At 71.6% G+C, this 12,616-nt stretch carries 11 protein-coding genes; 4 read left to right on the plus strand and 7 right to left on the minus strand.

Annotated elements, in window-relative coordinates; all coding sequences use genetic code 11:
- Positions 1 to 92: 92 nt before the first annotated feature.
- Positions 93 to 905 (plus strand): ABC transporter ATP-binding protein, encoded by an 813-nt coding sequence (locus ASC58_RS13735; protein ID WP_082553294.1) that lies wholly within the window; start codon positions 93 to 95, stop codon positions 903 to 905.
- 2 nt (positions 906 to 907) lie between these two features.
- Positions 908 to 3,448 carry an ABC transporter permease gene (locus tag ASC58_RS13740; protein ID WP_056919699.1) on the plus strand — a complete coding sequence of 847 codons (2,541 nt, stop codon included), beginning with the start codon at positions 908 to 910 and terminating at the stop codon, positions 3,446 to 3,448.
- Between the two features lie 41 nt (positions 3,449 to 3,489).
- Here ASC58_RS13740 and ASC58_RS13745 read toward each other — a convergent pair whose 3' ends face one another.
- Complete coding sequence (locus ASC58_RS13745; protein ID WP_056916428.1) at positions 3,490 to 4,104, minus strand: SHOCT domain-containing protein; 615 nt, start codon at positions 4,102 to 4,104, stop codon at positions 3,490 to 3,492.
- Between the two features lie 93 nt (positions 4,105 to 4,197).
- Positions 4,198 to 4,488: a WXG100 family type VII secretion target gene (locus ASC58_RS13750; protein ID WP_056916429.1), complete on the minus strand. Its 291-nt coding sequence runs from the start codon at positions 4,486 to 4,488 to the stop codon at positions 4,198 to 4,200.
- Positions 4,489 to 4,611: 123 nt separating this feature from the next.
- On the opposite strand from ASC58_RS13750, the gene ASC58_RS21685 reads away from it, so the two are divergent.
- Complete coding sequence (locus ASC58_RS21685; protein ID WP_157598508.1) at positions 4,612 to 5,358, plus strand: DUF4031 domain-containing protein; 747 nt, start codon at positions 4,612 to 4,614, stop codon at positions 5,356 to 5,358.
- Complete coding sequence (locus ASC58_RS13760) at positions 5,355 to 5,873, plus strand: NUDIX hydrolase (RefSeq protein WP_056919700.1); 519 nt, start codon at positions 5,355 to 5,357, stop codon at positions 5,871 to 5,873. Before ASC58_RS21685 ends, ASC58_RS13760 begins: the two co-directional genes overlap by 4 nt.
- 8 nt (positions 5,874 to 5,881) lie before the next feature.
- Here the strand turns inward: ASC58_RS13760 and ASC58_RS13765 are convergent, their stop codons facing one another.
- From ASC58_RS13765 to ASC58_RS13785, 5 genes are all read right to left on the minus strand, one after another.
- A complete protein-coding gene (locus ASC58_RS13765) occupies positions 5,882 to 6,535 on the minus strand; it encodes a hypothetical protein (RefSeq protein ID WP_056919701.1) in 654 nt (217 codons plus the stop codon).
- 53 nt (positions 6,536 to 6,588) lie between these two features.
- Entirely contained in the window at positions 6,589 to 8,601 is a 2,013-nt protein-coding gene (locus tag ASC58_RS13770) for an AAA family ATPase (RefSeq protein WP_235529232.1), read from the minus strand.
- Between the two features lie 122 nt (positions 8,602 to 8,723).
- Positions 8,724 to 10,331, minus strand: a complete 1,608-nt coding sequence (locus ASC58_RS13775; protein WP_235529233.1) for a trypsin-like peptidase domain-containing protein — start codon at positions 10,329 to 10,331, stop codon at positions 8,724 to 8,726.
- Positions 10,332 to 10,383: 52 nt separating this feature from the next.
- Positions 10,384 to 11,871: a HAMP domain-containing sensor histidine kinase gene (locus ASC58_RS13780; protein WP_235529234.1), complete on the minus strand. Its 1,488-nt coding sequence runs from the start codon at positions 11,869 to 11,871 to the stop codon at positions 10,384 to 10,386.
- Complete coding sequence (locus ASC58_RS13785) at positions 11,872 to 12,579, minus strand: response regulator transcription factor (RefSeq protein WP_056916432.1); 708 nt, start codon at positions 12,577 to 12,579, stop codon at positions 11,872 to 11,874.
- Between the last annotated feature and the right edge of the window lie 37 nt (positions 12,580 to 12,616).

Raw genomic sequence — 12,616 nt, forward strand, 5'->3', positions numbered from 1 at the left:
GGCGGCTCGGGGTCTCACCCGAGGGTGGAGCATTGTGGGGGTCCCTAGCGTTGTCATCCGTGAGAACCACCACCATGAGCCCGGGAGCCCCGATGACCGCCACGCCCTCGTCCGACACCACCCGTGTGGCCAGCGACGGGTCGACCCGCGCACCGGCGGCCCGGGTCCGCGACCTGAGCAAGGTCTACGGCAAGGGCGAGGCCCAGGTCCGCGCCCTCGACGGCGTGAGCCTCGACATCGCCGCGGGGGAGTTCACGGCGATCATGGGGCCGTCGGGGTCGGGCAAGTCGACGCTGATGCACTGCGCGGCGGGGCTCGACGCCGCCACGGCCGGTGAGGTCTACATCGGGGACGTCGACATCACCCAGCTCAAGGACAAGGCCCTCACGACCCTGCGGCGCGACCGGGTCGGGTTCGTCTTCCAGTCCTTCAACCTCATCCCGACCCTCAACGCCGAGGAGAACATCCTCCTGCCGCTGGCGATCGCGGGGCGCAAGGCCGACCCGCAGTGGTTCGACCTGGTCATCGAGACGGTGGGGCTGCGCGACCGCCTCACCCACCGGCCCAACGAGCTGTCCGGCGGTCAGCAGCAGCGCGTCGCCTGTGCCCGCGCGCTGGTGAGCAAGCCCGAGATCGTGTTCGCCGACGAACCGACCGGCAACCTCGACTCGACGTCGGGCGCCGAGGTCCTGGGGTTCCTGCGGCGCAGTGTCGACGAGTTCGGCCAGACGATCGTCATGGTGACCCACGACCCGGTGGCCGCGGCCCACACCGACCGCGTCGTCTTCCTCGCCGACGGCGTCGTGGTCGACGAGATGCGCGAGCCCACTGCCGAGAAGATCCTCGAGCGGATGAAGAAGCTCGACACCCGGCTGCAGTCCCCGGCCGTGTCCTCGGGAGCCTGACCGTGCTGCGCGCCAGCTGGAAGAGCCTGCTCGGCCGCAAGCTGCGGCTGTTCATGAGTGCCTTCGCGATCATCCTCGGCGTCTCGTTCGTCTCGGGCTCGTTCATCTTCACGGACACCCTGGGCAAGGCGTTCGACGGCATCGTCAACACCGTGGGCGACGTGGTCGTCAGGCCCGAGAGCGCGAGCTCCGACTTCGACTCGGGTCCCACGGCCAAGACCGTCCCGGCGTCCCTCGTCGACTCGCTGAAGGGGCTGCCGGGGGTGGCCCGTGCCGACGGGAACGTCAGCGACCCGACGACCTTCGTCATCTCCAGCAAGGGCAAGATCATCGGCGGCGGGGGCCCGCCCGGACTCGGCCTGAGCTACAACGACGCCCCGACGTCCGCCGGTGACCCGCCGGCCACGTTGTCCCAGGGCCGTTGGCCGAAGGGAAGCGGCGAGGTCGTGCTCGACTCCGGCACCGCCAAGCGCGCCGGGTACGTCGTGGGCGACACGGTGCGGCTCGTCACCAGCGGCGCCCAGCCCATCGTCACCGCCAAGCTCGTCGGCATCGCCGAGTTCAAGGGTGGCACCGTCGGGGCGACGCTGGCGTTCTTCGACACCGTGACGGCGCAGCAGCTCTACTACGGCGGCAAGGCCCAGTTCACCGATGCGTGGGTCACGGCCACCGACGGCACCAGCGCGGAGGACCTCGCCAAGACCGTGCAGGCCAAGCTCCCTGCGGGGTTCGAGGCGGTCACCGGCAAGGCGGTCGCGAAGGAGTCCGCGACCGGCATCAACAAGGCGCTGAGCTTCATCAACATCTTCCTGCTGGTCTTCGCCGGGATCGCCCTGTTCGTCGGCTCGTTCCTCATCATCAACACCTTCTCGATCCTCGTCGCGCAGCGCAGTCGCGAGCTCGCCATGCTGCGGGCCCTCGGCGCGGGTCGTCGGCAGGTGACGCGGTCGGTGCTGTTCGAGGCGTTCGTCGTGGGCCTGTTCGGCTCGACCGTCGGGCTCGGCTGCGGCTTCTTGCTCGCCATCGGCATCCAGACGCTGTTCGCCCAGTTCGGCCTCGACCTCAGCGGGTCCCCCCTCGTCTTCGAGCCGAGCACCGCCCTCATCGCGTATGGCGTCGGGATGGTCGTGACGATGCTGGCCGCCTACCTGCCCGCTCGCCGCGCCGGCGCGATGCCGCCGGTGGCCGCGATGCGCGACGACGTGGCCATGCCCGAGTCGACCCTGCACCGCCGCGTCTGGGTCGGCGCAGCGTTCTTCGTGGCCGGTCTCGTCTGCACCTGGCTGGGGTCGTTCACCACGATCGACAACGGCGCCTACTGGGTGGGCGGCGGTGTGCTCGGTCTCGTCCTCGCCGCCATCCTCACCTCGCCGGTGATCGGACGACCGGTCATCGCCGGGCTCGGCTGGGTCTACCGGAGGCTGTTCGGGTCGGTCGGCCTGATGGCCGAGCAGAACGCCACCCGGAACCCCCGCCGCACCGCAGCCACGGCCTCGGCGCTGATGATCGGCCTGACCCTCGTGGCGATGATGTCCGTGTTCGGTGCGTCGGCCAAGGCCAGTGTCGACAAGTCGATCAGCTCGACGTTCGCCGCCGACTACGTGGTGTCGAACGCGGTCGGCCAGCCGTTCTCGCCGGCCGTGACCAAGGACGTCGCAGCGGTCCCGGGTGTCGCCACCGTGAGCCCGCTGCGCTACCTGCCGGTGTCGCTCGACGGGGACCGCGGCTTCGCGGCCGCGATCGACCCGGGATCGTTCGGCAAGGCGGTTCCCCTCGAGTTCGCCGCCGGCTCGCTCGACAAGCTCACGAACCGGTCGGTCCTGGTCTCCGAGAACCGCGCCAAGCAGCAGAAGCTCTCGGTCGGCAGCACGGTCAAGGGCGAGGTCGCCGGCCAGCAGGCGGACTACACGGTCGGCGGCATCTTCGTCACGTCAGCGTCGGTGCCCAACTCCATCCTCATCACCCTGGACACCGCCAACGCGGCAGGCGTCCCGAACCAGGACAGCGTGGCGTTCGTGGTGCGGGACAAGCACGCGAACCCGGCGGCCGTGGAGGCGGCGATCGAGAAGGTCATCGCCGATGTGCCGACGGTGACGCTCAAGGACCAGGACGCGTTCGCCGCCGAGCAGCGCAAGCCGATCGACCAGCTCCTCTACATCATCTACGCGTTGCTCGGCCTGGCCGTGATCATCGCCATCCTCGGGATCATCAACACCCTGGCGCTGTCGGTGATCGAGCGCACCAGGGAGATCGGGCTGCTGCGCGCCGTCGGCCTGAGCCGGCGGCAGCTGCGGACGATGCTGCGGCTGGAGTCCGTGGCGATCGCCCTGCTCGGGGCCGTCCTCGGCGTCGTGCTCGGGCTCGTCGCCGGCTGGGCCCTCCAGCGCAGCCTCGCCGACGACGGGATCGACGTGCTCGCCATCCCGGGGCTGCAGCTCGCGGTCTTCGTGGTGCTGGCCGGTGTCGTCGGCGTGCTCGCGGCGCTGTGGCCGGGACGTCGCGCCGCTCGCCTGGACGTGCTGCGTGCCATCACCACGGAGTAGCGCTCGCGCGCGTCAGGTCAGGGCAGCTCGGCCTGGTCAGGTCAGGGATTGATCAGGCGCGCCTTGAGGGTGTCGTACTCCGCCCGACTGATGTCCCCGTTGGCGAGCAGCCGTGCCAGGTCGGTGAGTCCGGCCACGGGGTCCGGCCGCACGGCCGCGGTGGGCGTCGGTGGAGGCGGCGCCGCCACGGGGACCATCCGGGCTCTGTGGTTGGCGATGCCCGTGTTGATCATCCCGCTCAACCGCTTGGCGTCGTGCATCCGGTTCTCGGTCTGGTTCGTCGTCACGCCCTCGCTGCGCCTGACGACGCAGGTGCCGTAGTTGAGCACGAAGCCGAAGAACCCGTGTCGGTAGGAGGACTCGAAGAGCGCCGGCCAGGGGTTGTGCCAGTCGAGGGCCTTCCACGGGAGGATGCCGCCCCTGATCCGCAACCCCTCGGGGAGCACCGTCCAGGTGACGCTGTGCAGGTAGGCGACTCGGTACGCGCCACGAACCAGGACGGCGACGACCAGCAGCGTGACGAACGTCTTGGCGCCTCCGGACAGGCCCGCAGCGACCAGGCCGAGGAAACCGGCCAGCAGCACCGTCCCCACGATCGTGTAGAGGTACGCGATCAGGCTCTTGCGGAAGACCACGCCGCCGGAAGTCGTCGTCATGGTCGCACCCTAGGACCGGCTCCGGAGGGAGGCATCGGCCGATCTGCGTGGACCATTACCGCAATCCACCCCCTCCGGACACCTCGGCCGGCGTCAGCTGAACATCCGCAGGGTCTGCGCCTCCGTCTCCGCGTACTGCACGCCCGCGGCGGCCAGCACGCCGCCGATCGAGTCGAGCGAGGCACGCACCTGGCGCTGGGTGCCCTGCCACTCGGTGACGAGGGCCTGGAACCGTGCCGACGCGGTGCCGGTCCACGCGCCCTGCAGGCCGTTGAGCCGGGCCATCATCGCGGTCACCTGGCCGTCGATCTCGCTCGAGATGCGGGCGATGTCGCCCGACGCTGCCTGGATCTGGCCGGTGTCCACCTGGAACTGTGCGCTCATGACCGTCCTCCTCACGGGTCGTCGGTGCCTCCGTGGCACCACTGTCCGGCGAGGCTAGGCGCAACGCGCGTACCGCCCGCGGGCTTTTCCACAGGCCTGCCCGGCGCGGGGTAGCGTCGGGTCGTGACCATCTGGATCGACCCGCCCGCGTGGCCGGCCCACGGACGGCTCTGGTCCCACCTGGTCAGCGACGCGTCATACGACGAGCTGCACGACTTCGCTGTCGCGCAAGGGATCCCGCGCCGTGGCTTCGAGGGTGACCACTACGACGTGCCCGAGGAGCGGTATGCCGCGCTCGTGGCGGCGGGTGCGCAGGAGGTGCCCGGCAAGGAGATCGTCCGCATCCTCCAGCGCAGCGGTCTGCGGATCCAGAAACGCAAGCACGAGAAGGTGATTCGCTCGATTCCGGAGGCGTCGTGGCTGCCACCCGGGTCGCGTGCCGACATCATCACGTCACGCCAGCCCGAGCCACCGGCGAACACGGTCGTGGTGCGTCTCGCACTCCTGCGCGGTCCGGACCTGCTCGTCCTCGAACGCCTCACCGGTGGGCTCGACCTGCCGTCGGCCCCCGTCGGGAGCCTGGACCCGCGCGATGCGCTGGGGCGGCTGCTCACCGTGGTCGTCGGTGAGCAGACCGCTGTGGCACCGCAGCTGCTCGGCTACGTGCGCAACACCGTCCCCGACCCAGACGCCGACTACCCGTGGCCGGTGCCGAAGGCCTGCTTCGCCGTCTGGCACGCGGAGCTGGGCGGCCGGGTCGAGCTGGACACCGGCGTGGGGCAGTGGATCCGGCGCGACCGGGCGGCGGAGTCGCTGACGGACCGGCACTGGTGGCCGCTCGTGGCGCACCTGGACGAGGTGCCGCGATGAGCCGTGGGGCGACCAGCCGTTCGGTGCGCCTCGACGACGTCGTGTTCACGGACGGGTCGGTGTCGCACGTGGTGCTGACGACCACTCCGGACCCGGCGCCAAAGGAGGCCGTGTTCGCCGCCATGGTCGTGCTCCGCGACGCCCACGGCCGCTACGCCGTGACGTGGAGCCCCCGCCGACGTGAGTGGGGACCGCCCGGCGGGGCGCGTGAGGACGGCGAGTCAGTCGTCGAGTGCGTGGTCCGTGAGGTGGCCGAGGAGATCGGCCTCGATCTCGACCCGTCGACGCTGGTCCCGGTGGGGCACGAGGCCTTCGAACCGGTCACCCCCGGACGCTGGCCGAGGGAGGGCGGCTACCTGCAGCTGTATGCCGCCGACTGGCCTGCCGTGGGGCCCGCCCTCGTGGCGCGGGAGGCGGACTCGCTCGATCCGGAGTGGGTGGAGGCGGCCGAGTTCCGGGCCCGTGCGGGGGCGCAGTTCTGGTGGCCGGTCGTCGAGGGCGTCCTGCGCGACTGACGGGCGCCTCAGCTGCCGGTGAGGACGGCCAGCTCGCGCACCAGGTTGCTCCTCGCCCGTTCCTCCCACAGGTGCCGGGCGGTCTGCGTCGCGTAGATCGACTCCCGCTCGAGGAACGGGCGCAGGATCGCCGCGCGGCCCGCGCGGAAGGCGTCGTCGGGCACGGCCGCATACTCGGCCCGCACCTGGGCCGTGTAGTCGTCGTAGCGTTCGTCGCCGGACCCGAGGATCCACAGGTCCGCGTCGTGGAAGGCCGCCGGGAGGCCACCGTCCCTCAGGTCGTGGCCGACGGTCGCGAGGACGAGGTCGCGGACCGTGGCCACGTCGTCGGACGCCAGCCCGAGGGCACGCAGGTCGCGCACGGCGAGGTCGGCGCTGTCGGCCTCGTTCGCGCCGGCCGGTGCCGACGGGTCGTAGACGGCGTCGTGGAACCAGCCTGCGAGGCGGCCCAGCACCCCCTCGCGCGAGGTGGTCTCCCCGCCCTCCTCGAGGTCCTCCAGCGCCCAGAAGACCTCGACCAGGTGGCGGGTGTCGTGGTAGCCGCGGTGCGGTTCGGTCCAGCGCCGCATGAGGTCGGTGCCGATGGCCATCACCGCGTCGTCGTGCGCGCCGGGGGCGATCTCGGCGAGGTCGAGCTTCCACCAGGTGATGAGGGCAGGCACGGTGTCGAGTGTCCCAGAGCCGGGTCCGCACGAGCGGCGGACGCGGCGGTGGGTCAGGTCCCGTCCAGCGCAGAGGGGAGGGGTTCGGCGTGCACGACGGTCAGGGCCGACACGGCTCGGGTGAGGACGACGTAGAGACGCCGCAGGCCGGTGCGCTCGTCCGGCTCGGCCGCAGCGATCGCCGCCGGCTCGAGGACGACGACCCGGTCGAACTCGAGCCCCTTGGCGACCGTGGCCGGCACCACGTCGACCTGGTGGTCGATGTCGCCGTGGTCCTGACCGAGGACTCCGTGCTCGATTCCCTTGTCCTGCAGTGACTTCGACACGCGGTCGACCCAGGCATCCGGCACGATGACGCCGATGGAGCCGGGCTCCTCGACCTCGCTGCCGACGACCCGGGCGACCGACGCGAGGAGGTCGTCCGCCTCGACCGCGAGGACGTCGAGCCGCCCCGGGTTGTCACGCACCGACACCGGCGCCCCGAGACCGGCGGCCATGTGCGGGAGGAGCTGCGCGGCATACTCGATGACGCTGGCGGGCACGCGGAAACCCCGGTCGAGCACCTCGATGTGGCTCCCCGGCTTGCCGAGGTGGGCGAGCGAGGACTCCCACGAGTCCGTGGCCCACGGGGTGGTGCCCTGGGCGATGTCGCCGAGGACGGTCGCGGCGCCCGTCGAGCAGCGACGCCCCACGGCTCGCAGCTGCATCGGCGACAGGTCCTGCGCCTCGTCGAGGACGACGTGCCCGAGGGACGGGGTCCTGGAGATGTGGTCGGTGAGCTCGTCGAGCAGGACGGTGTCAGGTCGCGACCACCGGGCAGATCCCTTGCTGCGTGGGGGTTTCTCCCACACCAGCAACGCCTGCTCCTCCTCGGTGAGGTGGTCCGCCGCGTGCCGCGCGAGCTCGCCCGGGTCGGAGAACAGCGAGAACAGCACCGCCTTGGCATCGAGCGCGGGCCAGACGGAGGCGACGTACTTCTTGACGATCGGGCTGCGGGCCACCGTGTCCTGCACCCGGTCGTCGGGGGAGTCGCCGGCCTGCTCCATCTGCAGCAGGACGGCGTGGGCCAGGCGCTGCGGCAGCATCTGGCGGGCTGCGTCGTAACGGACCCCGCGGGTGCGGAGCTCCTCGAGGATCTCGTTGACCTCGTATGCTGGGACGCGCCACTTGCGGACGCCGCGCGGGACGACGAGTGCCTCGGTCGCAGGCTGTACCTGCGACCAGACCGCTGCCCGCAGCACCTCGGCCAGCCGGGCGTCGCCCTTGAGGACCGCGGTCGCCGTGGAGTCGGTGCCGCGCACCGGGACGGAGGCGACGAGCTCCTCGATCGTCGTGTGGCCGACCGCCACCTCGCCGAGGGCGGGCAGCACCGCGCCGATGTGCTCGAGGAACGCGCGGTTGGGGCCGATGACCAGGACGCCGGAACGGGCCAGCTTGTCGCGGAACGCGTAGAGGAGCCAGGCCGCCCGGTGCAGGCCCACTGCCGTCTTGCCCGTGCCGGGGGCGCCCTGGACGCAGATGGTCTGCTCGGCTCCCGCGCGGACGATCTCGTCCTGCTCGGGCTGGATGGTCGCCACGATGTCGCGCATCGGGCCGACGCGGGGGCGCTCGATCTCCTCGGCGAGGATCTGGCTGCGCACCTCGTGCTCGGCGCGGTCCTGCAGGTGCTCGTCCTCGTAGGCGGTGATCGCGCCACGGTCCAAGCCGAACCGTCGCCGCAGCACCACACCCATCGGCTCGGTGCGCGAGGCGCGGTAGAAGGCGGTCGACATCCCGGCGCGCCAGTCGATGACGAGCGGGTCGCCGTGGTCGTCGGCGACGTGGCGACGGCCGACGTACCAGCGTTCGTCGCTGTCCGTGTCGATCCGCCCGAAGAACAACGTGGTCGACGGGTCGTCCTGCAGGGACGCCGCGCGCAGGTGCAGGGTCCGCGCCAGGTGCTCGGCCGAGATCGGGTCGTGGGCCTGCACCTTGAGCGAGAGGGTCAGCTCCCGCATCCGGGCCAGGGCCGCTCGAGCGGTGCTGAGGTGGTCCTGCTCTCGCTTCAGCTCGGGGGAGGCAGACACAAGGGTCCACAATGCCACCGCAGCGTCCGTCGGGCGAACGAATTGCGTCCCCTGACGCGGTCGGGGGCGGTAGGGGAGCTCTCGCTCACCCTCCCGCCCCCGAAGCCGGGACGCGATCCCGGTTACTGCGTCGTGCCGGACTTGGCCACGAGGGTGGCGGTCAGGTCGAGCTGCTTGCCACCCCGCAGGACCGTGAGGGCGACCTTGTCGCCCACGGCCCGCTCGCGGATGGTGGCGACCAGGGCGAGGGCCGAGTCGACCCGCTCACCGTCGACCGCGACGACGACGTCACCCTTCTGCAGGCCGGCCTGGGCGGCGGGCGTGTTCGCCGTCAGCGCGGACACCTCGGCGCCGGCTCGCTGGCTGGTGCCGTCGGAGGCCGTCCCGTCGGCCAGGCTCACGCCGAGGAACGCGTGCTCCGCGGTGCCCTTGTCGATGAGCTGGGTGGCGATCGACTTGGCCTCGTTGGCCGGGATGGCGAAGCCGATGCCGATGCTGCCGCTCTGGGAGGAACCGCTCGACGACCCGAGGCTGGCGATGGCGGAGTTGATGCCCACCAGCTGCCCGGAGGCGTTGACGAGGGCGCCGCCGGAGTTGCCGGGGTTGATGGCGGCCGACGTCTGGATGGCGTTGGTCACGACGTCGTTCCCGCCGGTCTGCGTCTGCGGCGCCTGGCCCTGGCCGAACGGGTTCTGCTGCTGGCTGTTGTCGTCCTCTGCCGCGGTGGTCACGGGGCGGTTGAGGGCGCTGACGATGCCGGTGGTCACGGTGCCGGCGAGCCCGAGCGGGTTGCCGATCGCCATGACCGGGTCGCCGACCTTGATGGCGTCCGAGTTGCCGATGGCGATGGGGGTGAGGTTGCTCGGCGGGTTCGTCAGGGTGATGACGGCCAGGTCGGTGGTCGGGTCGGTCCCGGCGACCGTGGCGGAGTACGTCCGGCCGTCGTTGAGGGTCACCGTGAGCTTGGCGTTCTGCCCGGCGCCGGCGACGACGTGGTTGTTCGTGAGGATGTGGCCCTTGCCGTCGATGACCACGCCCGAGCCCTGGCCCTCGCTCGAGCTCGACGCCACGGTGATCGAGACGACGCTCGGGGAGACCGCGGCCGCGGTGGCCGTCCAGTTGGGGTTCGTCGCATCCGCCTGCACCACCGGCGCAGCGTCTGCGCCGCGGCCCAGGGTCGACGAGGACGCAGTGGAGGAGGACTGCGTCCCGTCGGTGAGCTGGGCCGCGGCGTAGGTGCCGCCGCTCGCGAGGAGGGCGGCGAGCGCCGCGACGGCGGTGAGTTCCGTCCATCGGCGCCGATTGCCCGGCTGGGCAGGCTCTGCTCCATCCCGTGTGTGCGCGGGAGGGGGCGGCCCAGCCGGTGGCTGTGCGGTCGGGGGGTATGCGGTGTGCTCGCCGGTGCCGTACGGCCCGAAGGCGCCGGAACCACCGGGGGCGCCGGGCGTCGCGCTGTCGCGGGAGAACGACTGCGTCTGGCCGAACCAGACGGGGGCGGTGTCGTCGGGCCGGGCGAACGGCTCGGTGGGCGGCTGCGGGGTCGATGCCTGCGCGGGGGACTCCTGGGCCGGGGCGATCGGCGGCTGCTGCATCGGGGCGAGCGGCAGCTGCTCGCCGGGCTGGGTGCCGGAGTCCTGGAAGACGGGGCCGGTCGAGCCAGCGTGCTGCTGGGGAGGCTGGCCGCCCTCACCGGTCGTGCCCGGCTGGGTGTCCTGGTGGATCTGGGTCATGGCTCTCGCACTCCTTGGTGTGGCTTGGTGACCTCAGTCAACACACCCGACGTCAAGGAGTACTGGGCGCCGGCTGGGAGTTTGCTGTGGGCATCTGCACCACGAACGTGGCACCGCCACCGGGCGTCTGGGCGACACCGATGCGGCCGTCGTGACCGGCGACGATCGCGGCGGCGATGGCCAGACCGAGGCCGTTGCCGCCACCGCTGCCTCGCCCGCGCGAGGGGTCCGCGCGGAAGAACCGCTCGAACACCTTCTTGGCCTGGTCGGGATCGACACCGGGGCCGTGGTCGCGGACCTCGACGACGGCGAGGCCGTCGGAGCGCCGTACACCCACCGCCACCTCGATCGGGGTGCCGGCCGGGGTGTGGCCCAGGGCGTTGGACAGCAGGTTGGCCAGGAGCTGGCGCAGCTTCGAGTCGTCGCCGCGCACCACCGTCGGGCCCATCGGTCCGTCGAGGCCGGTGACCGTCACGGGACGGTGCGTGTCGATGGCCCGCGCGTCCTGGGCCGCGTCGGCAGCCAGCACCGTGAGGTCGACGTCGTCCATCTTCAGGGGGCGCTGGTCGTCGAGGCGGGCCAGCATCAGCAGGTCCTCGACCAGCCCACCCATCCGGCTGGCCTCGCCCTCGATGCGCGACATGGCGCTCGCGACGTCGGTCGGTTCACGGACCGCACCCTGCCGGTACAGCTCGGCGTAGCCGCGGACCGCGGCGAGGGGGGTGCGCAGCTCGTGCGAGGCGTCCGCGACGAACTGCCGCATCCGCTCCTCGGACTGCTCCCGCTGGGAGAAGGACTGCTCGATCTGGGCGAGCATGACGTTGAGCGAGCGGGACAGCGAGGTCACCTCGTCCTTGGCCGTCCGCGTCGGGATGCGCCTCGTCAGGTCGCCCGCGGCGATGGCGGAGGCCGTGTCCTCGATCTGGCGCAGCGGGCGGAAGGCGCGGTGCACGGCATACCAACCGCCGGCGGCGCAGGCGAGGAGCACGCCCATGCCGATGAGCAGCTCGACCAGCACGAGCTTGTGCACGGTCCGGTCGACGGTGCGCAGCGGTACGGCGACGACGACCACGGCCTCGCTGCCGCGCAGCGTGCCCGCGATGGCCCGCCACTTCAGCTCGCCCTCCTTCGAGGCGATGGTGAAGGGGTCGCCGGTGCGGACCTGGGGGCTGTCGACGGTGAGCGACGGGACGGCGGGGTGCATCGGTTCGCCGATGGGGTTGGCGGCGATGGGGGCGCGGCCGTCGTTGGGCAGCACGACGAAGGCGTAGCCGTTCGGTATGCCCTCGCTGATCGCGCTGCCGAGGTCGTTGAAGGCCTGTTTCGCCACGGGGTCGGCGGCGAGCCTCAGCTGCTGGTCGACCCGGCTCACGAGGTCGCGCCGCATGAGGACGGCGGTCGCGGAGGCCGTGAGGGTCAGGGCGAGGAGCAGCAGCACGAGCATGACCGCGATGAGGCGCAGCCGCAGCGGCAGCGCCTCCAGCCGGCGGGACGCCCGGGCCAGCGCGCGCTGGTGCCTGGGCTGGACTGCCGGGTCCACCTACGCCTCCGGTGGCTTGCGCAGGACGTACCCGACCCCGCGCTTGGTGTGGATCAGCGGCGGCAGGCCCTCGGTGTCGATCTTGCGACGCAGGTAGGAGATGTAGGACTCCACGATGCCGCTCTCACCGCGGAAGTCGTAGTCCCACACGTGGTCGAGGATCTGGGCCTTCGACAGCACGCGGTTGGGGTTGAGCATGAGGTAGCGCAGGAGCTTGAACTCGGTGGGCGACACGTCGATCGAGCGGGTGCCGCGGCGGACCTCGTGCGAGTCCTCGTCGAGCTCGAGGTCCTCGAACCGCAGCGCCGACGACTCGTCCACCTCGCCACGGGTCCGCCGCAGCACGGCGCGGATCCGGGCCACGACCTCCTCGAGGCTGAACGGCTTGGTGACGTAGTCGTCGCCCCCGACCGTGAGGCCCTTGACCTTGTCGTCGAGGGAGTCGCGCGCCGTGACGAAGACGATCGGCAGCTGGCGGCCCGTGTCACGCAGCTTGCGCGTCACGGTGAACCCGTCCATGTCCGGGAGCATCACGTCCAGGACGACCAGGTCCGGCTCGTGGGCGGTGGCGAGGTTGAGGGCGGTCGCCCCGTCGGCGGCCACGTGCACCTCGAAGCCCGCGAACCTCAGGGAGGTCGCGAGCAGCTCGCGGATGTTGGGTTCGTCCTCGACGACGAGCAGGCGGGCTTCGGGTTCGACGCTGGTCACGGTCCCAGTGTCCGGGTGGAGTCTGGGAGTTTCCTGT

The organism is Phycicoccus sp. Root101, assembly GCF_001426245.1.
Taxonomy (GTDB): domain Bacteria; phylum Actinomycetota; class Actinomycetes; order Actinomycetales; family Dermatophilaceae; genus Pedococcus.